Consider the following 23053-nt stretch of genomic DNA (forward strand, 5'->3'; position numbering starts at 1 on the left):
CCCCCCGGAAGTTCCCGCATATGCGTCGGGATGCGCGCTGCTCACCCCGCCGGAACTTGCCCACATCGCGACGAAGCAGCCTTGCACAGCGTTCATCCGTTCCCTAGTTGTTCACCTGTGACCGACCCTCATGCCTTTTCCGTTTCGCCTGTCGATGCTCCTTCCGGCGCCCCGCTGATCGACGGCCTCAACGCGCCGCAACGCGAGGCGGTGCTGACCACCGAAGGCCCGGTGCTGATGCTGGCGGGCGCGGGCACGGGCAAGACCGCCGCGCTCACCCGGCGCCTTGCCCATCTGGTGCGCGCGCGTCTGGCGTGGCCGAGCGAGATCCTGTGCGTCACCTTCACCAACAAGGCCGCGCGCGAGATGCGCGAGCGTGTCGGCCAGCTGATCGGCCCGGCGGTGGAAGGCATGCCGTGGCTTGGCACCTTCCACGCCATCGCTGCCAAGATGCTGCGCCGCCATGCCGAACTGGTGGGCCTCGAATCGAACTACACGATCATCGACACCGACGATCAGCTACGCCTGCTCAAGCAACTGATTCAGGCCGAAGGGATCGACGAGAAGCGCTGGCCCGCCAAGCAGCTGGCGGGCTGCATCGACCGCTGGAAGAACCGCGGCCTCAACCCCGCCGATCTCGATGCGGGCGAGAACGAGGCCTATGCCAACGGCAAGGGGCAGAAGTTCTACCAGCTCTATCAGGATCGCCTGCGCGCGGTGAACGCCTGCGATTTCGGCGATCTGCTGCTGCACATGCTCAACATCCTGCGCAAGCACCGCGACGTGCTGGAGCAGTACCAGCAGCGCTTCAAGTACGTGATGGTGGACGAGTATCAGGACACCAATCAGGTCCAGTACCTGTGGCTGCGCCTGCTCGCACAGGCGCGCCGCAATATCTGCGTGGTGGGCGACGACGACCAGTCGATCTATTCCTGGCGCGGCGCGGAAGTGGCCAATATCCTCAAGTTCGAGAAGGACTTTCCGGGCGCCAAGGTGATCAAGCTGGAGCAGAACTATCGCTCCACGCCGCAGATCCTCGCCGCCGCCTCCGGCCTGATCGACGAGAACACCCAGCGCCTCGGCAAGACGCTGTGGACCGAGCGCCATGCGGGCGAGAAGGTGCGCGTGATCGGCGTATGGGACGCGCCCGAAGAAGCGCGCCGGGTGGGCGACGAGATCGAGCGGCTGGAGCGCGAAGGCGCCCCGCTCGACCAGATCGCCATCCTCGTGCGCGCCCAGTACCAGACGCGCGAGTTCGAGGACCGCTTCATCTCGATCGGCATGCGCTATCGCATCGTCGGCGGCTTCCGCTTCTACGAACGCGCCGAAATACGCGACGCGCTCGCCTATCTGCGGGTGATCGCGCAAGGGGCGGACGACCTCGCGTTCGAGCGAATCTACAACACCCCCAAACGCGGGCTTGGCGCCAAGGCGCTGGAAAAGCTGCACAGCCTTGCGCGGCGTAGCGGCATCCCCCTCGCCCGCGCCGCCATCGAGATCGCCGATACCGACGAGCTTCCGGCCCGTGCGCGCAACACCTTCCTGTCGCTGATGCGCGATTTCGCGCGCTGGCGCGATCTGGAGGCGAGCACCAGCCCGGCAGACCTGATGCGCCTCGTCCTCGACGAAAGCGGCTATACCGATGCGCTTCAGGCCGAGAAGACGCCCGAGGCCAACGGACGGCTCGAAAACCTCGTCGAACTCGCGCGCGCCATGGAGGAATACGAGAGTCTGGGCGATTTCCTCGAACACGTCAGCCTCGTCATGGACAACGAGAGTGCTGCGGACGAGGAAAAGGTCACGATCATGACCATGCACGGCGCCAAGGGGCTGGAGTTCGACAACGTGTTCCTGCCCGGCTGGGAGGAAGGCGTGTTCCCCTCGCAGCGCGCGCTGGACGAAGGCGGGCTCGCCAGTCTGGAGGAAGAGCGCCGCCTCGCCTACGTCGCGATCACGCGAGCCAAGCGCAAGTGCACGATCCTGCATGCGGCGAACCGACGCATCTACGGCCAGTGGACCAGTTCGATCCCCTCGCGCTTCATCGCCGAACTGCCCGAGGATCACGTCGAGAGCGAGACCACGCTGTCGGGCGGCGCCTCGCTGTGGCGCGCGCAGTGGAGCGAGCACGCCGATCCCTTCGCGGATGTGGCCCGCAACCAGCCCTCGCGCATCGTCACGCGCGGCCCCGGCTGGCAGCGCGCCGCCGCGGCCAGCTTCGAAACGGTGCCCAAGCGCGTGGCCGAGAGCACCCGCAGCGCCGCCAGCTTTGCCGCCAAGCCGCGCACCGATATCGCGGTAGGCGCACGCGTGTTTCACGAGAAGTTCGGATACGGCACGGTGGCCGAGCAGGAAGGCAACAAGCTGGAGATCGACTTCGAGCAGGCCGGGCGCAAGCGCGTGATCGACAGTTTCGTCAAACCGGCCTGACAGGCACGCAAGCGCGCCGATTCGCCGCGAGGCAAATAAGGGTGCGTGCAAGCTCTCGCTTCGTCGTGGAACCGCGCTATGGTGCGGCCAAACGACTGGAGAGATTGCCCTTATGCGCTCATCGTTCCTTGCCCGCCCGCTGCTGACCGCTCTGACCGCCTTCACGCTGCTGCCTGGCGCGGCCTGCGCGAAAGTGCCTTCCGCTCCTGTCGTCAAAGTTGCCGAGGGCAGCCTGAAAGGGACGACGGCAGACGGCGTGGAAAGCTGGAAAGGCATTCCCTTCGCCGCGCCTCCGGTCGGCCCTTTGCGCTGGCGGGCGCCGCAGCCCGCCGCGACATGGCAGGGCGTGCGCGATGCCAGCGCCTATGCGCATGACTGCATGCAGGAGCCGTTCCCCGGCGATGCCGCGCCGCTCGGCACACCGCCTGCCGAAGACTGCCTCTATGCCAATGTGTGGCGACCGGTCGCTGCCAAGGGCAAGCTGCCGGTGGTGGTGTGGATCTACGGCGGCGGCTTCGTGAACGGCGGCGCCTCACCGCCGACCTACACCGGCGCGCGCCTTGCAAAGCAGGGCGTGCTGTTCTTCAGCTTCAACTATCGCCTCGGCCGCTTCGGCACTTTCGCCCATCCGCAACTGACCAAGGCCGATCCCGACCACGGCCTGCTCGCCAACTATGGCACGATGGACCAGTTGGCCGCGCTGCGCTGGGTGCAGCGCAATATCGCCGCGTTCGGCGGCGATCCGGCGAACGTGACGATCATGGGCGAAAGCGCGGGCGGGTTCTCGGTGAACACGCTCGTTACCTCGCCGATGACCAAAGGCCTGTTCCAGCGCGCCGTCGTGATGTCAGGCGGCGATGGCTCGACTTTGGGCGATGCCACGCTTTCCGGCGCAGAGCAGGTCGGCGTGAACTTCGCGAGCGCCAACGGCATCGCCCCGGATGACCCGCAGGCCCTCGCCAAGCTGCGCGCGCTCAGCGCCGAACAGGTCACGGACGGGCTCAGCATGATGCAGCTGTTCCAGCCCAAGCCCGGCCCCAAGACCTTCAGTTCGCCGATCGTCGACGGCAAGCTGGGTGTCGACGTAAAGGCCGCCTACGCTTCGGGCGCCTATGCCCATGTTCCGGTGATGATCGGCGCGACCGGGGCAGACATGGGCGGCAACACCGGCTTCATGATCAAAGGCGCCCATGACATCGCCAGCGAACTCGCCAGCGCGGGTGTGCCGGTCTACGCCTATCGCTTCTCCTATGTCGCCCAGAACCTCGATGCGCCGGGCGCAGGCCATGCCACCGATATTCCGTTCTTCTTCGATACGCAGGACTTGCGCTACGGCGACAAGACCACAGCGCGCGACAACGCGATGGGGGCCACAATCAGTCGCTATCTGGTGAGCTTCATCAAGACCGGCAATCCCAACCCGTCAGGCGCGGCGACCGCCCACCTCGCTCGTTGGGCCGCAATGGCTCCCGGAAAATCGGATATCATGACCTTCGAGCCCGACGGCACAGCGAAGTCTGGCGCAGATCCGTTGCTCGCCGCTTTCGCTGCGGCCAGCGGCAAACCCTGACCGGGATCGACCGGTCAGGGCTCTCCTGAGATCAGTAGATGCCGGGCAGCAGGCGTGAGCGGACCTGCTCGGCATAAGCCCGGTAGTCCGGGTCGAGCATCAGCACCTTTTCCTCTTCGCGGATACGCAGCACCAGCAGCAGCCAGCAAGTGGCGATAAGGGCAATGTTCCAGAGGGACGGAAACAGCAGCAGCATACCTGCATGCGTCACCATGTAGCCCAGATACATCGGATGGCGCACCGCCCGATAAAGGCCGATGGTGCGAACACCGCGATTGGCAGGAACGATTCCAAAGCTGCGCCCGAGACTCAATTTGGCGCCGATCGAAATCATGGCACCGGCAAAGATCATCAGCCCGGTAACGGCTTCAGGCGCCAGTTGCTCGCTGTTCTCGCGGAGCAACAGCGCCAGACTGCTGCCGACGAAGCCCAGGAACTGCGGCCACGCGCGGGGAGAAACCACGCCTTTGCGCTGCATCAGCACCAGCACCATGCTGATAATTTCGGCAGCCAGAAACAGCGAGACTTCCGGATGGTGCGGGAGAACCGGTCCGAAGACCACAAGGGCGCGGATCGCCATGATGCTGACGAACCCGCACTCACTCCAGAAAACAATGCGATGGCCAGATGAACGCTGCAACACTTCCGGCATAGGTGCGCCCTCCGCACCTGCGGCGCCCGACCTACGAGCGTTCTTTTCAGGTGCGCATCGATTGTAGCAACACGATCGTAAACGTGTTCCTAAGCTGCAACATCGATGAAATACGAGAGGAAACGATTCCTCCCGTAACCGCGTCAGCTCAGCGCAGAGATGTGCAGGAACTGGGGCACGGGGCCGTTCCAGCCACCATCCGCAGGCTCCGGATCGGCATGGCGATCACGGCGACGATCGCCTCGCCTTTCAGCCTGACGCGGTTCGTCATGGCGCGACGGGCGCCGCGGGGCCTCTTCGCGCTGACGGGGCGTGTCTGCCTTGCGCGGCACGTCATCGCCACGCGGTGCCTCGTCCTTGCGAGTAGTGCCACGCTTTGCGGCTGGCTTGCGCTCTTCCGCCTTCGGCGACGCCGAACGACCACGACGTGCCGGCGCCTCCTCACCCATTTCCGGCTCGTCCGAACCGTCGATGGTAAACACCGGAATTTTCGACTTGGTCAGCTTCTCGACGTTCTCGATCGCCTCGGCATCCTCGGGCGAGTAGAGAGTGAACGCCCGGCCCGAAGCACCGCCACGGCCCGTTCGGCCGATGCGGTGGACGTAATCATCCGGGTGCCAGGGCGTGTCGAAGTTGAAGACGTGGCTCACGCCCTTCACATCGAGACCGCGCGCAGCGACGTCCGAGGCGACGAGGATGTTCACCACACCGTCCTTGAAGCGCTGCAATTCGGCCAGACGCGCGGGCTGATCCATGTCGCCATGGATCTCGCTGCTGGCGAAGCCGTGGCGTTGCAGGCTCTTGTTGAGATCGCGCACCGTGGTCTTGCGATTGCAGAAGATGATCGCGGTGCTGACGTTGTCGGTCTTGAGCAGGTGGCGCAGCACGTCGCGCTTCTTGCGCGAGGGCACGGCGATCTTGTGCTGGGCGATGTTGACGTTGGTGGTCGCAGCGCGGGCCACCTCGATCTTCTTGGGGTTCGAGAGGAATTTCGCGGCCAGCTTCTCGATCGGCGGCGGCATCGTTGCCGAGAACAGCAGCGTCTGGCGCTGCGTGGGCAGCTTGGAGCAGATGCTTTCGATATCGGGAATGAAGCCCATGTCGAGCATGCGATCGGCCTCGTCGATGACGAGCAGTTCGCAGCCGGTGAGCAGGATCTTGCCCCGCTCGAACAGGTCCATCAGACGGCCCGGCGTCGCGATCAGAACGTCGACACCTTCGGACAGCGCCTTGACCTGATCGCCCATCTGCACGCCGCCGATCAGCAGCGCCATCTTGAGGTCGTGGTTCTTGCCGTACTTCTCGAAATTCTCAGCGACCTGCGCGGCGAGTTCGCGCGTCGGCTCCAGAATGAGCGAGCGCGGCATCAGCGCACGGCGGCGGCCATGCCCCAGGATGTCGATCATCGGCAGCACGAAGGCCGCGGTCTTGCCGGTGCCGGTCTGCGCGATACCGATAAGATCGCGCATCATCAGCACGGAGGGGACGGCCTGCGCCTGGATCGGAGTCGGCTCGGTATACCCAGCGGCTTCGACCACTTGCAGCAATTCGTCAGACAGGCCGAGATCGGCAAAGCTCATAAGCGGCAAATTTTCCGGAAAAACTGAAAAAGCAGAGCCGCCGTGCCGTTGCCGAACCGCCCCGAAGGCCCGTTCGCAGCGGATGCGACCCGCGACGAGCAACATGCACGTCACCCGGCCCCTATGGCCAGAGCACCCGAAAAGTCAAGGAATTTCCCGAAAATGCACGCAACAGCGGCGATTCGGCGCTCCCTTTTTCCCTGACGATTACGGATCTTTGGGAACGAGCAGGCGAATCCTCGTCAGCGCACAGCTCATGCCGCTGCGCGAAAGCAGGTGATCCCGCCCCACACACAGCCGTCCATCCGGCGTGCGCGACATGTAGAAACCGAGGTAGAAATCCCGCGCGCGGCAGCTGCGCTCCAGATCTGCGCTGACGATATTGTCGTCCCGCATGAACAGCAGCAGCCGACTGTCGCGATCCGGGCGCACGGCCTCGATGCCGGAGATCGGCAGGCAATCACCAATCTTGCGTTCGGTATAGCCCGGCCCGACGTGCCCGTTCGGCATCGAGATGAAGCGATCCGGCGGGATCGGCGCAGGCGACTGCGGCGTGATGCGGATGGTCATGCGCTGCTCGATCCGCAGCTGGAACGAGGGCTTCGGCGCCACACTGTCGAACGCGGTCAATTGCGGCGCGCCCATCGGCAGGGCATCGCCATCGGCAAAGCCCCCCGCGACCACCGCACTGCCGGTCGCCGAGGACGAGTCGACCAGACGCGAGACGTCTCCACCGACCGGCCCGCCGGCAGACGGAAACAGCAGCGCAAATGGAAAAAGCAGGGCAATGGCCGAATTCATCGCGTCAGATGCAGTCCCTGAAAATCACATCCCTGAAAAATCATGGCGGCATCCCGCCTGTGCGGCGCCACACTTTCTTCCGGCATACGGTTGCAGGTTGAACCATCGCTTAATGCCCGTGGCAATCCCGAAAAGGCCGCCGCGACAGAGCGGGGCTGTACGCACAGAACCGCTGTGCCATAGATGCATCATGACGATACCGAGCGACACGATCGACACGCAGACCTTCCTTGCCCGCGCCGAAGCCCTGCTCGGCCCGCGCGGCTTCACCCGCGATCCCGACCTCCTCTCTCCCTGGCTTACCGACTGGCGCGGGCGCTACACCGGCAAGGCGCTGGCCCTCGCCTCGCCTGCCGACACCGCGCAAGTCGCCGCGCTGGTACAGCTCTGTGCCGAAGCCGGGGTGCCGATCGTTCCGCAGGGCGGCAACAGCGGCATGTCGGGCGGCGCGACACCGGACGCCAGCGGCCATGCGATCCTGCTCTCGCTGCGGCGGCTGAACACACTTGGAGCCATCGACACCGATGCGCGGCAGGTCACCTGCGGCGCAGGCGTTATTCTGCAAACTCTCCACGAAGCAGCCGAAGCGCAAGGGTTGCGCTTCCCGCTCTCGCTCGGCGGCAAGGGTTCGGCCACGGTGGGCGGCCTGATCTCGACCAACGCAGGCGGCACGCAGGTCCTGCGCCACGGCTCGATGCGCGCGCTGGTGGCGGGGCTGGAGGCCGTGACACCCACAGGAGAGGTGTTCAACGCCCTCACCCCGCTGAAGAAGGACAACCGCGGCTTCGATCTCAAACAGCTTTTCATCGGTTCGGAAGGCACGCTGGGCATCGTGACGGCGGCGACGCTGCGGCTGGTGCCGATGTTCTCGGATCGCGTGGTGATCTGGGCGGCGACGCAGAACCTTGGCGATGCGCGCCGCCTGCTACTCCATTGCGAGCGCGCGGTGGGTGAGGCGCTGGAAGGCTTCGAGGTGCTGCCGCAGCACTGCCTCGATGCGGTGTGCGACCATATGCCCGATACCCGCCGCCCGCTGGCGGATGCCCACGCCTGGCACGTCCTGATCGAGGTCGTTGCCGACCGCGCGCACGCCGATGCCCTGCGCGAGCGCTGCGAGGAGATGATGGCCAAAGCCTTCGAAGCGGAACTGCTGGAAGACGCGGTTTTCGCGGCCAACGAGACGCAGGCCGAGGCCTTCTGGCTGATCCGCGAATCGATCTCCCCCGCCGAGCGCGAGCGCGGTCCCGCCGTGCAGCACGACATCTCGGTGCCGGTCGAGAAGATGCCCGATTTCGTCGAGGCCACGGCACCGATGATCGAGGCGAAGTGGCCGGGCACCGAGGCCGTCGCCTTCGGCCATCTGGGCGATGGCAACGTGCATTACCACGTCATCGCCCCTGCCGTGACCGATGGCCCCGCCTGGCAGGCGACCACCGCCAAGGAGATCAGCCGTTACGTCCACGATCTGGTGACGGAATGGGGCGGCTCGATCTCGGCAGAGCACGGCATCGGCCAGATGAAGCGCGACGAACTGGAGCGCCTGGGCGACCCTGCGCAGCTCTCGCTGATGCGCGCCGTCAAGCAGGCGCTCGACCCGCAGCGACTGATGAACCCCGGCAAGCTGCTCTGATCTTCCTGCTCTGATCTTGCGCCAGCAAGCGCATCCCTGCCGCACAACCTTGTGCGCTTGCCGGGAGAGCGCTTGCGCAGATTTCACCGAAACCGTAAAGCCACCGCCATTTCGTCGGTTCCGACCGTGAATGGTTCCAACCCGTTTTTCTTGCCGGAGAGTACTGCCATGGCCACCGCGCCGACCAATTCCGCCCTTCCGCTGTTCTACAAGGATCTGATCCCGCTCAACTCGCAGCAGCATGCGACGTGGAAGAGCCGTTCGACCGACAAAGCGACCTGGCTCAAGGGCGTGAACACCGTGCCGCTGACGGTCGAGGAATTTCCGCAGGCCCAGCGCCATTTCCCGATCGTGTTCAGCGTCGGCGAAAACCCGGTGCCGCTGGTGCTGATGGGCATGAACGAGGGCGTGAACGTCTTCGTGGACGAGGACGGTTCGGTGAACACGCCGATCTACATGCCCGCCTATGTGCGCCGCTATCCCTTCATGCTGGCTCGCCTGCGCCCTGAAGCCGAAGAGCTTTCGCTCTGCGTCGATCCGACCTGCGACCTCGTGGGCGAGCAGGAAGAAGGCGCGCCCCTGTTCGACGAAGGCCAGCCGACCGACGTCACCAAGGGCATGCTGCAGTTCTGCGAGAACTTCGAGATCGCCGGCACCAAGACCGCCAGCTTCATCGCCGAACTCCAGAAGCACAAGCTGCTGATGGACGGCGAACTGAACATCGAGGCCGAAGGCAAGCCCTTCACCTATCGCGGCTTCCAGATGGTCGACGAGACGAAGCTGCGCGAAGTGCGCGGCGACGTGCTGCGCGGCTGGAACCAGAGCGGCCTGCTGGGCATGATCTATGCCCACCTGTTCTCGCTGGAACTGGTGCGTGACGTGTTCGGCCGCCAGGTCGCCCAGGGCAAGCTGCCCGAGCCGATCCCGGCCTGATGATCCTGTGACCGGGGATTTGGCGAAAAGCCGCGCAAATCCCGGTAAACGCCCGCTTAAGCAAGGGCATGTGTGCGAAATGCCACACCCCTTGCTTAATCGCGCGGCAATTATGACAAAGCGATTGCAGTGCTCATACACCTTGATGCAAACAAGGGGTTGAATCCGAAAATCCAATTGTCTAAATAGGAAGCACCTGATCGGTGCTCCCCTCATGGCCCGGTCAGGCCGGTGCACTTACGTGCACCTCCTCCCTGAACCTTGGCCACCTCGCGCACCGCGCGAGGTGGTTTTTTCATGGGCCTTTCAGGACTTCATCATCGCAAGCGGCTGAGGCTTTCACCCGCACTTCGCGAGCGCCTTCGCGCTACTCCGCCGCGTCCAGCCACGGCCCGTGATCGCGGCGAGACGCCGGCTTATCGACCAGCATCTCCGCAAGATGGCGCACCAGCGCCACCAGTTGCTCGACCACCTGCGCCATGCCCTCGCCCGGCTCACGCAGCGCCGAATCGAGATAGGCCGCGCGATCGACCTCCACCTGAAGAGCGTGGACACCCGCCCCCGGCACGCCATGACGATCGAGCACATACCCCCCCGCATAGGGACGGTTATGCGCGGCCATCGCCCCGCCCCGCGCCAGTTCGCGCAACGCGGCAGCGGACAGACGCCCCGCACAGGACCTTCCGAAGCGATCTCCGATCACGAACGTCGCCCCCGCCGCTCCAGCCACGCGCGGCAGCGGCGGCATCGAATGCAGGTCGATCAGCAAGGCCGTTCCCCAACGCCTGCGCTGGCGCTCCAGCACGCCGGACAGCGCGGCGTGATACGGCACATGCACTCCCTGAAGCCGCGCATCCAGATCCCGCCGGGTCATCCGCTCCGACCAGATCTCGCCCAGACCGGAGAGGCGGCGCGGCACAAGACCAAGACCGCCGCGCACCCTCTGGCTGGGCAGCAGGCTGACCGGAGACGGCCGCTCTGCCCGATCGATCATATCCCAGTCGAAATCCTCCGGAGCCCGGTTCAGATCGATTATCGCGCGAGGCGCCCGCGCGACCAGCAGGCTGGCGCCCGTCCGCACTGCGACCGCGCGACCGAGGTGATCCGCCAGCCGGTCCTCCAGCCGCAATGCCGTCGCCTCGCCGCCGCGCATCGCGCCCAGCAGCGCAGACGGATAGGCGCGCCCGGCATGCGGCACAGCAATGACCACCGGGCTGTCGCTCTGCGCCTTCTCGCGCAGTTCGAAGGCTGCTTCCGCGCCACTGCCGGGAACCAACCCGCCGAACATCGGCGCGTCAACCGCACCACCCGAATCGCTGCGCTCGTCATCGGCCTCGAACATGGATACAGGCTGGAACCTGCGGAGGGCGAAGTCAAAGCGGCGCCTCCATAAAATTGCAGGCGGCATAAATTGCAGAGGAGCCATCCGCGTCCGACCCGCAGTTTGGACACCAAAGATAAACGGATCAGGCGTATAAGCACCTGACCGCGCCGCAAGGATGCGGTACGAATCGCCAATTGATCCAAGACAGACTGCCCGAAAGGCGCGAGAGGCCATGATCCGAATCCTGCTTGCCGAAGACGACGAGGCCATGCGCCTCTACCTCAGCCGCGCGCTGGAAAAGGCCGGATATCACGTCGTCCCTGTTGCCAACGGCCTCGAAGCACTGCCCCATCTCGAGCATGGCGGCTTCGACCTGCTGCTCTCCGATATCGTCATGCCCGAGATCGACGGCATCGAGCTTGCCCAGCGCTGCGCCGAACTTTCTCCGCTGACGAAAGTGATGTTCATCACCGGTTTCGCCGCCGTCAGCCTGCGCGCCAGCCGCGAGGCCCCGCGCGCCAAGGTGCTCTCCAAGCCCTTCCACTTGCGCGATATCGTGCTGGAAGTGCAGCGTATGTTCGGCCTCAGCGAGCAGGCCAGCATTTAATTCGAAAAAACTTCGCGAAGGCTCTTGCGCTCCCCGAAAGGCGCCGCTAGAGGGCCAGTCCTCCGAGCGGGACACCTCGCGAAAGAGACCACACGGAATGGGCGTATAGCTCAGTGGTAGAGCACTATGTTGACATCGTAGGGGTCGCAAGTTCAATCCTTGCTACGCCCACCATTCCGAAGAATACCCGGCAGGCCTCTGGCTTGGCCGGGTTTTTCTTTGCCCGACCGATCGGCAATTCCGGCATCGCCCCGCTACGCCGCACTTGCATTTTGGTGCATGGCGCTTCCCCTGCACGCATAAGGCGGCCAAGCCCCCGGCCCTGCGGCGGTTTCCTGCCGCCGGTCCCGCACGTATCATGCCGCCTACGCCTTGCCAGCGGCCCCATGCCTGCCTAAGAGACGCGCAAATCTCATCCCCAGGGAGACAGTGCGAATGGCCAAGATCAAGGTTGCGAACCCCATCGTCGAGATGGACGGCGATGAAATGACGCGGATCATCTGGAAGTGGATCCGTGAACGCCTCATCCTCCCCTACCTCGACATCGACCTCAAGTACTTCGACCTCTCGGTCGAGAAGCGCGACGAGACCAACGACCAGATCACGATCGACGCTGCGAACGCGACCAACCAGTACGGTGTCGCGGTGAAGTGCGCGACGATCACCCCTGACGAAGCGCGCGTCACCGAATTCAGCCTCAAGCAGATGTGGAAGTCGCCCAACGGCACGATCCGCAACATCCTGGGCGGCACGATCTTCCGCGAGCCGATCGTGATCTCGAACGTTCCGCGCCTGGTTCCGGGCTGGACCGACCCGATCGTCGTCGGCCGTCACGCCTATGGCGACCAGTACCGCGCCACCGACTTCCTCGTCCCCGGCCCCGGCAAGCTGCGCCTCGTGTTCGAGGGTGACGACGGCCAGGTGATCGACCGCGAGGTCTTCAAGTTCCCGACCGCCGGCGTGGCCATGTCGATGTACAACCTCGACGATTCGATCCGCGATTTCGCTCGCGCCTCGTTCAACTATGGCCTCAACCTCGGCTGGCCGGTGTTCCTGTCGACCAAGAACACCATCCTCAAGGCCTATGACGGCCGCTTCAAGGACCTGTTCCAGGAAGTCTACGACACCGAGGGCTTCGCCGAGAAGTTCAAGGACGCCGGCATCCACTACGAGCACCGCCTGATCGACGACATGGTCGCCTCGGCGCTCAAGTGGTCGGGCAAGTTCGTGTGGGCCTGCAAGAACTACGATGGCGACGTGCAGTCGGACACCGTGGCGCAGGGCTACGGCTCGCTGGGCCTGATGACCTCGGTTCTGCTGGCACCCGACGGCAAGACCGTCGAGGCCGAAGCGGCCCACGGCACCGTGACCCGCCACTACCGCCAGCACCAGCAGGGTAAGGCGACCTCGACCAACCCGATCGCCTCGATCTTCGCCTGGACGCGCGGCCTTGCCTATCGCGGCAAGTTCGACGCCACCCCGGACGTCGTGCGCTTCGCTCAGACGCTGGAGCAGGTCTGCATCAAGACTGTCGAGAGCGGCAAGATGACCAAGGACCTTGCCCTGCTGATCGGCCCCGAGCAGTCGTGGATGACCACCGAGCAGTTCTTCGAAGCGATCGTCGAGAACCTCGAAACGGAAATGGCCAACTGGGCCTGATCTGACGAGCGTCATCCCGCGCCGCACACCGGCACGGATGCTTAAGAAAAAGCCCTTCCGCCCCGGCGGGAGGGCTTTTCGTTGCGGCGCAGCGGTTGAAATCTTTGGGAAATGTGTAAATGCTTTCCTCAAGGTTAAGCAGCCTTGTTCACATTTTTTATGATTTCCGCAGTGAAACAGGGTAAATTACAAAAACAGGCGTGATACCCACGCAGAATTCCGAAGTGCTTTCACTTGTTTCGGATCCTTTTCGGGTCTTGTTACGTTAAGGGCATCAGGGTCGCCACAAAACGAAAGATCGCGGGCCGCGCGTCATACCGACGCCGGGCCTGAGGACTGAACCGTATCTGTGGGAGACCATTCATGAATCATGTCACCGCTGCCGATTTCGTCCGAAAATTCGCCCGCTATCGGGACGATGCGCGAACCGGCCCCGTCTATGTCACCCATCACGGTCGCGAAACGCACGTGCTGTGCGACGTCGATACGTTCCGCACCTTGCAGCATACCTCCTCCGACGAGGTAAGCCCGGATTCTCCTACCGTGCGCTTCGGCCTCGCGGACTGGATCGACGAAGGCATTATCGCCTGTGACGAAAATCTGGTGATCACCTTTGCCAATCGCATCGCCCATTCGCTGGTGCGCGCAACGCCGGGTACGCTTGTCGGGCGTCCTCTTACGGCAGCTCTCCCCCGCATTGGCGGCACCGTCATGGAAGTCCAGGCTCGCGAGACTCTGCGGCAGGGCGAGCCCAACATGGCAGACCTGCCCTCCCCCTTCCTCGTCAGCGCCTGGATCAGGTTCCAGAGCTTCATGCTCGACGACCATCTCGTCCTGCGCCTGCGCGATATCACCGCTGAGGCCGAGCGGCACTTCAAGGCGAACGTCAAGGAAGCCATCGTCAAGGCAATGGATGTGCATGGCGACATCTGTTACGCGCGGCTCAGCCTGCGTGGTACGATCGATCGCGTGGACGAGGCCTTCAGCAAATTGCTGGATCTCCCCGCGACCCGGCTCGATGGCGTTGCACTGGGCGACCTCGTCGTTTCGGCAGACAAGCCGCGTTACCGCGAAGTGCTTGAAACGGTGCTGCGCGGCAATGAACCCGAGAAGGTCCGGCTGCGGCTGCTGACCAATTCGGGCATACCGGTAGACGTGATACTCTCCATGGTCCGCCTTCAGGGGCTCTATGGGACCGAAGGGGCCGTCGCGCTCATGACCCGCGCACCGACCGAACAGACAGGCAGCAGCGAAGCCTGAACCGGATAACAACAGCCACGACGAGTCGAACCGCCCATGCGGCGGAACATCGCCACCAGCTTACGTAGATCCTCTGAAACCGAGATTAACCAAATCAACAAGCCATTGTTATGAAATAATATTATCGCCAATCCACCTTTGCAAAATGCAGAATAAATCTGTTTTCAAGTGAAGGCGGTTCTTTCGGGTCGCAGGCGATCATCGAAGCGGGAAGGAGACTTCATGCCGATGGTACGATCTACCGGAAGAAGTGAAGCGGGAACGCGACGGGGTGCCGTCGCTATCCTGGCGAAGAGACTGCGACAGGAAACGGCGGGCAGCGTGCTTGTCGAAGCCGCACTGGTCATGCCTGTGCTGATCGTGCTGCTCCTGGGCATCGTTACCTATGGCAGCTGGTTCATGGCCGCGCATTCCCTGCAGGAAGTCGCAAACGATGCAGCCCGTGCCTCGATGGCGGGGCTGACCGCAACCGAACGCCAGACGCTGGTCAATACCACAGTCGCCAACAGTGTCCTGTATCAGGGGACGCTGAACCCTTCCCTGGTGACAATCGCTACCGCACAGGACAACGCCTACTACCGCGTGACGTTGACCTACAATGCGGCCAAGTCCTCCATGTATCAGAACGCGCTGATCCCGCTGCCCAGCGGCAACATCGTGCGTAATGCCGTCGTGCAGTTGGCAGCCCCATGAGACACGCCATGCCATTCCATGCCCTGCCGCTGCTGGGACGCCGTTTCCCCAGCCTCTTGCGCGCCATCAAGGCTCGCCATTTCCACAATGGCATTCGCAGGCTTTGTCTCGATCGCAGCGGTATCGCCACAATGATGATGGCGATTTCGCTGATCGCGCTGATGGGCGCCGCTACCGTCTCTGTCGACCTCGCCTCGATGTACCTGGCCAAGCGCAACCTGCAAGGGGTGGTCGATGCTGCTGCCATGGCCGCAGCAAATCAGGGCACCGACGCTGCCCAGAGAACCGCGATCAACGGCGTGGTAACCGAGGCACAGGCCGCGAATGTCACCATCGCCAGCCTCCAGAGCGGCACCTACACGGCCAGCACCAGCGTTCCCATCGCGCAGCGCTTCCAGACCGGCGGGGACGGATCCGCAGCACGGGTCACGCTTTCCCAGCAAGTACCGCTGTTCTTCGCCCGTGCCCTAGGTTTCCGGAACGGGACCGTGACCGCAACAGCCACCGCCCAGCGCCAGGATCTCGTCGCCTTCTCGCTCGGCACCACGCTTGCGACAGTATCCGGCGGCATTCCCAACCAGCTGCTCTCCGCGCTGATCGGCACCAATCTGAACCTTTCCGTACTCGACTCGCAAAATCTCGCGAACGCGGATGTCGATCTGCTCGGTTTTGCCGATGCCCTGAAGGCGCAAGTGAACGCCGGCGACATCACTTATGCGCAGTTGTTCGGACAGAGCATATCGGTTGGCAACGTCATCCGCGCACTCGCCGGTTCGGTCAACAACAGCGCGGCCGCCTCGCTGCTCTCCTCTATTGCCGCGCAGGCGCCGTCGAAGTCCATCGCGATGAGCAATCTCATCGACCTCGGCCCCTACGGGCAGCTTGACTACAACCCCGGCACCCTCGGCCTCAACATCGACGCCTACTCGATCCTGCGCACTGCGCTGGAGCTGTCGGCAGGCGACCACTACGATATTTCGCTGAACCTCTCGGTTGCGGGCTGGCCAGCACCAGCGTACGCATCATGGGCGGACAGGGAATGGTGACATCGCCATGGCTGACCGTGACCAGTGCCAAGGGCTACACGCTCAGCACCGCGCAGACGCGCATCCTCATCACGGCGGGGCTGCTGACCGGGAATGTGCTGCTGCCTTCGGTCACGCTGCCCGTCTATGTGGAGCTGGCCTCGGCCACAGCATCGCTCGGCAGCATTTCGTGCAGTGGAGCCAGTGCGACGCAAGGAGTTTCGCTCAACGTGGTGCCCTCGGTCGGCAAAGTCGCCATCGCCTCGGTCTCTGCCACCGACATGGCGAACTTCGCCGCCAGCGTTCCGCTTGCCAGCGCGACGCTGGTCAACGTGCCGTTGGTCGCCAAGGTCACGGCGCTGTCGCAGATCAGTCTGGGCGGCGTCACCACGCAGACCGTAAATTTCTCGATGCCGGAAATCACCGCCCAGACGATCAAGACCGTCTCGACCCGCGACCTGACGCAGGGCATCACCACCTCGCTGGTTTCGGGCATCAATCTGCAGGCCAGCCTGCTGGGCGGACTTCTGCCGATCAATCTTTCGGGTGTGACCTCGCTGGTCGGCGGCGTCCTGGGTATCGCCGCGCCGCTGGTCGACAATGTCCTGTTCACGCTGACCGACGCGCTCGGCGTGAGGATCGGGGCAGCAGATGTACAAGTGAACAAACTGCGCTGCGGCACGCCCACCATCGTCGCCTGAGGCAACGCCCCCCGGCACAGTATAAAAGGACTGGCGGGACCATGATGTTCGCATTATGTTCCCGCCATGCAACCCGTCAAAGGCAGAGGCTCCGTCACCAATCAGGCCAGTGCGCGCTTCAATCTGGCGCAGCGTGAAAGCGATGGCGACTGGCTGGATGCCCGCGTACAGATCGACGGAGAGGCTCCACGGCTGCGCACCAGCGTCGTCGAGCTTCACCCTCGAACGATCCTGTCGTTCAACCGTTCGCCCGATATCCCGTTCGACCGCAGCGTGAACGCCTACAATGGGTGTGAACACGGGTGCATCTACTGCTTCGCACGCCCGAGCCACGCCTGGCACGACCTGTCCCCCGGCCTCGACTTCGAGACGAAGCTGTTTGCCAAGCCGCAGGCCGCCGAACTGCTGCGCAAGACACTGGCCAAGCGCGGATACCGCCCTGCCCCCATCGCCATGGGCACCAATACCGATCCCTACCAGCCGATCGAGGCGCAGTATCGCATCACCCGGCAGGTGCTCGAACTGTGCCTTGAAACGCGCCACCCGGTGACGATCACCACCAAGTCCGACCGGGTGCTGGCCGATCTGGACCTGCTGCGGGAACTGGCTGCGCAGAACCTCGTCCATGTCGGCATTTCGGTGACGAGCCTCGACCCGGTGCTCTCGCAGAAGCTGGAGCCGCGCGCTGCCTCTCCGGCCCGGCGGCTGGCGGCGCTGGGCACGCTGGTGGAAGCGGGCGTGCCCTGCCACGTCGGGATCGCGCCGATCATCCCGGCGATCACCGACAGCTTCATCGAAGGCATCGTCGAGGCGGCGGCGGCCAAAGGCGTGCGCAGCGCGATGTGGATTCTGGTACGCCTGCCTTACGAAGTCGCGCCGCTGTTCCGCGAATGGCTGGATGCGCACTTCCCAGAGCGCGCGGGCAAGGTCATGGCGACCATTCAGGACATTCGCGGCGGGCGCGACAACGATCCCAACTTCGGCACCCGCATGCGCCCGCAAGGCGTCTGGCCCGATCTGATCGCCCGGCGCATCCGGCTGGCAATGAAGCGCCACGGCATGGACCAGCGCTTCCCGCCGCTCGACTCCAGCCGCTTCAAGGCGCCTTCCATCGGCGGCCAGCTTTCATTATTCTGACCGCTGCAGAATGATAATCGATCCACTTAAGAATATAGCTATTGGAAATATTTACGGAATACGGTCGGATGGAACATGGTTGTTGATCGCGCAGGCAGAAATGAGCTCATCAACGCTGCAATCGTTCGCGATGCCTGCGCTGTATCCCGATATCTGACCCAGAATTATGACCTCGATTATGCCGATAACGCGGGTTGGACCGCTTTGCATTTCGCCGTGCAGAATAACGATGCCGAGATTGCGGCCATCCTGCTGAACGGCGGTGCATCGGTAAACGTGGCAGACCTAAACGGCAACAGCCCGCTCTCAAGAGCTGTCTATGCCTCAAAAGGCGATGGCGCCTGCATCTTACTGCTGCTGAAGGCAGGGGCCGATCCCGACCAGATGAATGACCACGGGAATAGCCCGCGATCCTTGTCGCAAACCATCGCCAACTACGACACCAGCAGGTTCTTCGAATGAGGCACCCCCGCTTCCTCCCAATTGTTACCATTCACAGCAAGAAAACGCTCCATCTGACGCGGATAGCCTCGCGAGAAACGCAGCCACCGCTTCACGCGCAAATGCACGCAAGCGTGCCAATCTGAAGCGACGACTCGCGGATTTGCGGGATTACATCGCTGCAACTCCTGCCCTGTTCTGCGCGTTGCGATCGGCATGACAGGGGACAGAACCAAGCCATGACCGATGAGATCGAGACCACGCCGGAATCAGCTCGAAAACCCGGCACATCGCCATCTGAGACGCCCCAACCCGCCGCGCCGCAGGTTGTCCATCACACCACCATCGTTCGGGAACGCAGCGGCAGCGGCATGGGGGTCGTTCTCGCCGTGATACTGCTGGTGGCCGCCATCGCCGCAATCTATGTGTTCAACCAGCAATCGACGAGCGAGGTCGCAAAGAACGACGCCGTCACTCAGGCCGCGAACAAGATCGGCAACGCCGCCGCCGATGTCGGGGAAGCCGCGAAGCAAGCTGCCGATACGGTCACGGACAAGAGCAGCGGCAACCCGTGAGCCCCGCCGTGAAACGCGGTTAACTTGACGGGCAGCGGCAGTTCGGCGACCGCCCCATGATGCGTTTCGTCCTGTCCATCCGCGCGCCTCGCCCCAGTCTCAGGCCACCAGCCGCAAGTGATCGCCCGCGCCCTTGCGGGCGGTGAGCGAGACGTTGGACAACCCCTCGACATGCGCAAGCTGTTCGGCGAACTCGCCGTCGAGCGCGAAATCGCGGCCCAGCCGGATCTGCTGACGCCGACCGTCTTCCAGCACCAGCGTCGCCAGAACCTCGCCGCAACCCTTGGCGCCGGGCCGCATCAGCAGCGCGAGTTCCTTCACCGCATCCACCCGGTCGATATCGAGCTTGAGCATCATGCGGGCATCCGCCTTTACCTCGTTCAGCGGGCGACCACCCCGCACCGTGACGCGCGGCGGCTCATCGGGGTTCGGACTGTCGAGTTCGACAGTGAGCAGCACGCAGGCGCTGTCCTTGGCCCATTTCACGAAGTTCTCGACCAGGCTCTCCTCGAAGCACGAGGCCGTGAAGTTGCCCGAGGAATCGGAGAACTCCGCCATCACGAAGTCCTTGCCGCGCTTGGTCTTGCGGCGCTGGACGTTCTCCACCATCGCCGCCATCACCGCGCCGCTGCGCCCGCCGCCCGATCCGCCCGCCATCAGGCTGGAGTAGGTGCGCGCACCGTTGGCCGAGGCCACCGCGCGGTACTGCTCCACCGGGTGCGCGGCGAAGTAGAAGCCGAAAATCTCGCGCTCCTTTGCCATCTGGTCCAGCCGCGACCACGCCTCGGCCTCGACATAGCGCAGGCCCTGCTCGACGTGATCCTCGCCGCCGAACAGGCCGACCTGCGAGCTGGCGCGCTCGCGCGAGGACCGGTCTGCCTCGGCCAGCAGCGTATCGGCATTGGCCAGCACCTTGGCGCGATTGGGCTCCAGACTGTCGAACGCCCCCGCAGCCCCCAGCGCTTCCAGCTGGCGACGGTTCATCGAGCCTGCCGGCGCGCGGCGGAACAGATCATCGAGGCTGGCGAACCGACCGTTCGTCTCGCGCTCCTCGACGATCATGTCCATCGCCTTCTCGCCGACATTACGAATGCCGGCGAGGGCATAGCGCACCTGATGGCTGTCGGGCGTTTCCTCGACCATGAACTCGGCCTCGGAGGCGTTGATATCGGGCGCGGCGATGGCGATGCCGTTGCGGCGCGCATCGTCCACGAACACCGCCAGCTTTTCCGACTGGTGCATGTCGAAGCACATCGCGGCGGCATAGAACTCGTGCGGATAGTGCGCCTTGAACCACGCGGTGTGGTAGGCGAGCAGCGCATAGGCGGCCGCGTGCGACTTGTTGAAGCCGTAGCCTGCGAACTTGTCGATCAAGTCGAACAGCTCGTTCGCCTTGGCCGGTTCGATGTCGGAGAATTCCTTGCAGCCCTCGACGAAGCGCTGGCGCTGCTTGTCCATCTCGGCCTGCACCTTCTTGCCCATTGCGCGGCGCAGAAGGTCTGCATCGCCCAGCGAGTAGCCCGCCAGGATCTGCGCGGCCTGCATGACCTGCTCCTGATAGACGAAGATACCGTAGGTCTCGCCCAGGATGCCCGCCAGCTTGTCATGCGGGTACTCAATGGGCGCGAGGCCGTTCTTGCGCTGGCCGAACAGCGGGATGTTGTCCATCGGACCCGGACGATAGAGCGAAACGAGCGCGATGATGTCGCCGAAATTGGTCGGCTTCACCGCTGCCAGCGTGCGCCGCATGCCTTCCGATTCCAGCTGGAACACGCCCACGGTATCACCGCGCTTGAGCAGTTCGTAGACCGCCGGATCGTCCCACGCGAGCGTCGACAAATCGATCGAGATCCCGCGCCGCTCCAGCAGATCGCCTGCCTTCTTCAGCACCGACAGCGTTTTCAGGCCAAGGAAGTCGAACTTGATGAGTCCGGTGTCCTCGACATATTTCATGTCGAACTGCGTCACCGGCATGTCCGAGCGCGGATCGCGGTAAAGCGGCACCAGCTGCGCCAGCGGACGGTCGCCGATCACCACGCCCGCCGCGTGGGTGGACGAGTTGCGCGGCAGGCCCTCCAGCTGCACCGCCAGATCGACGAGGCGGCGCACTTCGGGATCGGTATCGTATTCGCGCTTGAACTCGGGCACCGGCGGATCGGCGGTGACGCCGTGCTTCTTGCGGCCCTGGATGGTCTCGGTCAGCGTCCACGGATCGGTGGGATGGTTGGGCACCATCTTGCACAACGAATCGACGCGGCCGTAGCCCATCTGCAGGATGCGCCCGCAGTCGCGCAGCACCGCGCGGGCCTTCATCTTGCCGAAAGTGATGATCTGCGCCACCTGATCCATGCCGTATTTGCGCTGGACGTAACGGATCACCTCGCCGCGACGGGTTTCGCAGAAGTCGATGTCGAAGTCCGGCATCGAGACGCGTTCCGGGTTCAGGAAGCGCTCGAACAGCAGGCCGAGTTTCAGCGGATCGAGATCGGTGATCGTCAGCGCCCACGCGACGACCGAACCGGCGCCCGAACCACGGCCCGGCCCGACAGGAATGTCGTTGTCCTTCGCCCACTTGATGAAGTCGGCCACGATCAGGAAGTAGCCGGGAAAGCCCATGCCGATGATGATCTTCGTCTCGAAATCGAGACGCGTGGCATATTCGAGGAAATCCTCGGTCACGCCCTTTTCGGCCAGCTGCGCCTGCCAGGCGGCGCGACGCTCCTCCTCGGGCAGCGCCATCACGGTATCGAGTTCGGCCTCGGTGACGCCGGGCCAGTAGGGCGCGAGGCGGCGCGCGAGCCCTCGCCGCGAATCATCGGCCAGCATGCGCTGCTCGCCCTCGCGATCGCCCGCAAGGCTGGGCAGCAGCGGCTTGCGACGCGGCGGCATGAAGGCACAGCGCTGCGCGACGACCAGCGTGTTCGCCAGCGCCTCGGGCAGATCCGCGAACTGCTCCTGCATGATATCGACCGGCTTCACCCAGCGCTCGGAGGAGGAACGCGGGCGCTCGGCGGCATCGACGTGGGTCGAATTGGCGATGCACAGCATGGCGTCATGCGCCGCGTGGAAATTCTTTTCGGCAAATTGCGCCGGATTGGTGGCGACGAGCGGGATGTCGCGCGCATAGGCCAGCGCGATCAGGTCTTCCTCGCTCTCGTCCTCCACAATTTCGCCGGTGCGGGCGATCTCGATGTAGAGCCGATCTCCGAACAGGCCCTGCAAGGTGTCGCAATAGGCCTCGGCCTCATCGTACCGCCCGCCTGCGAAAAGGCGTGCGAGCGCGCCCTCATCGCCGCCGGTCAGACAGATCACACCATCGGTATAGCCCTGAAGCGAGGCCAGCTCGACATGCGGGTCCATTTCGACCGGGCGTTCCAGATGGGCGCGGCTGACATGGTGGCACAGGTTGTTCCACCCGGTCTCGTCTTGCGCAAACAGCGCCAGCCAGTCGATCGGCCGATCATGGCCGGCGGTTCCGGGGCGCGCGACGGCCAGAAATGTGCCGATGATTGGCTGCACGCCCGCGCCCTTGCACGCCTGCGCGAAGGTGGGCGCGCAATACAGGCCGTTGCGATCGCACGTGGCAGCGGCGGGAAACTTGCGCTCCTTGGCCAGCTTCGCCGCCGCCTTAGGATCAATCGCACCGTCGAGCATCGTGAAACTGGAAAAGATACGAAGCGGAACGAAGGGTGCGAAAGCCATGGCGGCAATCTAGGAGCGCGCCCCGCCCCTATCAAGAGGCGCGGCGATTCTCCGGGGGATAGGTCCCTGGCCGAGAATCGGGCCGACAGAATCCTCAATTTACGTATTTCCACCCCCGTTTACCCGGCCGAGAACCTGTCGCGACAATTTGATACATGCCGCTCGCCAAACTCGATCAATTAAGAATAGAAAGCATTAAGAGTGGAGTGTTAGGGGCGTTCACCAGCAAATATCCCTGATTCTCCCGATTACAAATCGTTAACACCGCGCACTTTACCAGCAAACTCGAAGGAGGGGTTCATGGCCGATTGCCACGATGCTTTGCCGTACCCCTTG

18 protein-coding genes and 1 tRNA gene are annotated in these 23053 nt (G+C 63.8%); 14 read left to right on the forward strand and 5 right to left on the reverse strand.

Annotated elements, in window-relative coordinates; translation table 11 throughout:
• Positions 1-117: 117 nt before the first annotated feature.
• Together CI805_RS12555 and CI805_RS12560 are read left to right on the forward strand one after the other, a co-directional pair.
• Entirely contained in the window at positions 118-2427 is a 2310-nt protein-coding gene (locus CI805_RS12555; protein WP_409934896.1) for an ATP-dependent helicase, read from the forward strand.
• Positions 2428-2539: 112 nt separating this feature from the next.
• Positions 2540-3997 (forward strand): carboxylesterase/lipase family protein, encoded by a 1458-nt coding sequence (locus CI805_RS12560; protein ID WP_260923792.1) that lies wholly within the window; start codon positions 2540-2542, stop codon positions 3995-3997.
• 31 nt (positions 3998-4028) lie between these two features.
• On the opposite strand, the gene CI805_RS12565 is transcribed toward CI805_RS12560, so the two are convergent.
• From CI805_RS12565 to CI805_RS12575, 3 genes are all read right to left on the reverse strand, one after another.
• On the reverse strand, positions 4029-4649 hold the full coding sequence (locus CI805_RS12565) for a methyltransferase family protein (RefSeq protein WP_260923794.1): 621 nt from the start codon (positions 4647-4649) through the stop codon (positions 4029-4031).
• Positions 4650-4792: 143 nt separating this feature from the next.
• Positions 4793-6229, reverse strand: a complete 1437-nt coding sequence (locus CI805_RS12570) for a DEAD/DEAH box helicase (protein WP_260923796.1) — start codon at positions 6227-6229, stop codon at positions 4793-4795.
• 207 nt (positions 6230-6436) lie between these two features.
• The gene (locus tag CI805_RS12575) at positions 6437-7030 is read right to left on the reverse strand and encodes a hypothetical protein (RefSeq protein ID WP_260923798.1); all 594 of its coding nucleotides are present in this window, start codon (positions 7028-7030) and stop codon (positions 6437-6439) included.
• Positions 7031-7220: 190 nt separating this feature from the next.
• On the opposite strand from CI805_RS12575, the gene CI805_RS12580 reads away from it, so the two are divergent.
• Entirely contained in the window at positions 7221-8660 is a 1440-nt protein-coding gene (locus CI805_RS12580) for an FAD-binding oxidoreductase (protein WP_260923805.1), read from the forward strand.
• A 168-nt stretch (positions 8661-8828) separates the two neighbouring features.
• A complete protein-coding gene (locus tag CI805_RS12585; protein WP_260923807.1) occupies positions 8829-9593 on the forward strand; it encodes a SapC family protein in 765 nt (254 codons plus the stop codon).
• Positions 9594-9960: 367 nt separating this feature from the next.
• On the opposite strand, the gene CI805_RS12590 is transcribed toward CI805_RS12585, so the two are convergent.
• The gene (locus CI805_RS12590; RefSeq protein WP_260923809.1) at positions 9961-10935 is read right to left on the reverse strand and encodes an N-formylglutamate amidohydrolase; all 975 of its coding nucleotides are present in this window, start codon (positions 10933-10935) and stop codon (positions 9961-9963) included.
• Between the two features lie 214 nt (positions 10936-11149).
• On the opposite strand from CI805_RS12590, the gene cpdR reads away from it, so the two are divergent.
• The 10 genes from cpdR (at position 11150) to CI805_RS12640 (ending at position 19015) form a co-directional block, all read left to right on the forward strand.
• On the forward strand, positions 11150-11524 hold the full coding sequence (gene cpdR, locus CI805_RS12595) for a cell cycle two-component system response regulator CpdR (RefSeq protein WP_260923813.1): 375 nt from the start codon (positions 11150-11152) through the stop codon (positions 11522-11524).
• A 99-nt stretch (positions 11525-11623) separates the two neighbouring features.
• Positions 11624-11698: transfer RNA gene (locus tag CI805_RS12600), tRNA-Val, on the forward strand.
• Between the two features lie 261 nt (positions 11699-11959).
• Entirely contained in the window at positions 11960-13183 is a 1224-nt protein-coding gene (locus CI805_RS12605; protein WP_260923816.1) for an NADP-dependent isocitrate dehydrogenase, read from the forward strand.
• Positions 13184-13546: 363 nt separating this feature from the next.
• Positions 13547-14443, forward strand: a complete 897-nt coding sequence (locus CI805_RS12610) for a histidine kinase (protein WP_260923820.1) — start codon at positions 13547-13549, stop codon at positions 14441-14443.
• Between the two features lie 321 nt (positions 14444-14764).
• Positions 14765-15136, forward strand: coding sequence for a TadE family protein (locus tag CI805_RS12615; protein ID WP_260923823.1), 372 nt, complete (start codon positions 14765-14767; stop codon positions 15134-15136).
• Positions 15137-15144: 8 nt separating this feature from the next.
• Complete coding sequence (locus CI805_RS12620) at positions 15145-16182, forward strand: TadG family pilus assembly protein (RefSeq protein ID WP_260923824.1); 1038 nt, start codon at positions 15145-15147, stop codon at positions 16180-16182.
• Positions 16161-16862, forward strand: a complete 702-nt coding sequence (locus tag CI805_RS12625; RefSeq protein ID WP_260923826.1) for a hypothetical protein — start codon at positions 16161-16163, stop codon at positions 16860-16862. Before CI805_RS12620 ends, CI805_RS12625 begins: the two co-directional genes overlap by 22 nt.
• A 66-nt stretch (positions 16863-16928) precedes the next feature.
• Complete coding sequence (locus CI805_RS12630; RefSeq protein ID WP_260923828.1) at positions 16929-17999, forward strand: PA0069 family radical SAM protein; 1071 nt, start codon at positions 16929-16931, stop codon at positions 17997-17999.
• A 75-nt stretch (positions 18000-18074) separates the two neighbouring features.
• Positions 18075-18461, forward strand: coding sequence for an ankyrin repeat domain-containing protein (locus tag CI805_RS12635; protein ID WP_260923830.1), 387 nt, complete (start codon positions 18075-18077; stop codon positions 18459-18461).
• Positions 18462-18679: 218 nt separating this feature from the next.
• The gene (locus CI805_RS12640) at positions 18680-19015 is read left to right on the forward strand and encodes a hypothetical protein (protein ID WP_260923832.1); all 336 of its coding nucleotides are present in this window, start codon (positions 18680-18682) and stop codon (positions 19013-19015) included.
• 99 nt (positions 19016-19114) lie between these two features.
• Here CI805_RS12640 and dnaE read toward each other — a convergent pair whose 3' ends face one another.
• Positions 19115-22717, reverse strand: a complete 3603-nt coding sequence (gene dnaE / locus CI805_RS12645) for a DNA polymerase III subunit alpha (RefSeq protein WP_260923835.1) — start codon at positions 22715-22717, stop codon at positions 19115-19117.
• Positions 22718-23053 lie beyond the last annotated feature (336 nt).

Source organism: Novosphingobium sp. 9 (assembly GCF_025340265.1).
In the GTDB taxonomy this organism is placed as follows: domain Bacteria; phylum Pseudomonadota; class Alphaproteobacteria; order Sphingomonadales; family Sphingomonadaceae; genus Novosphingobium.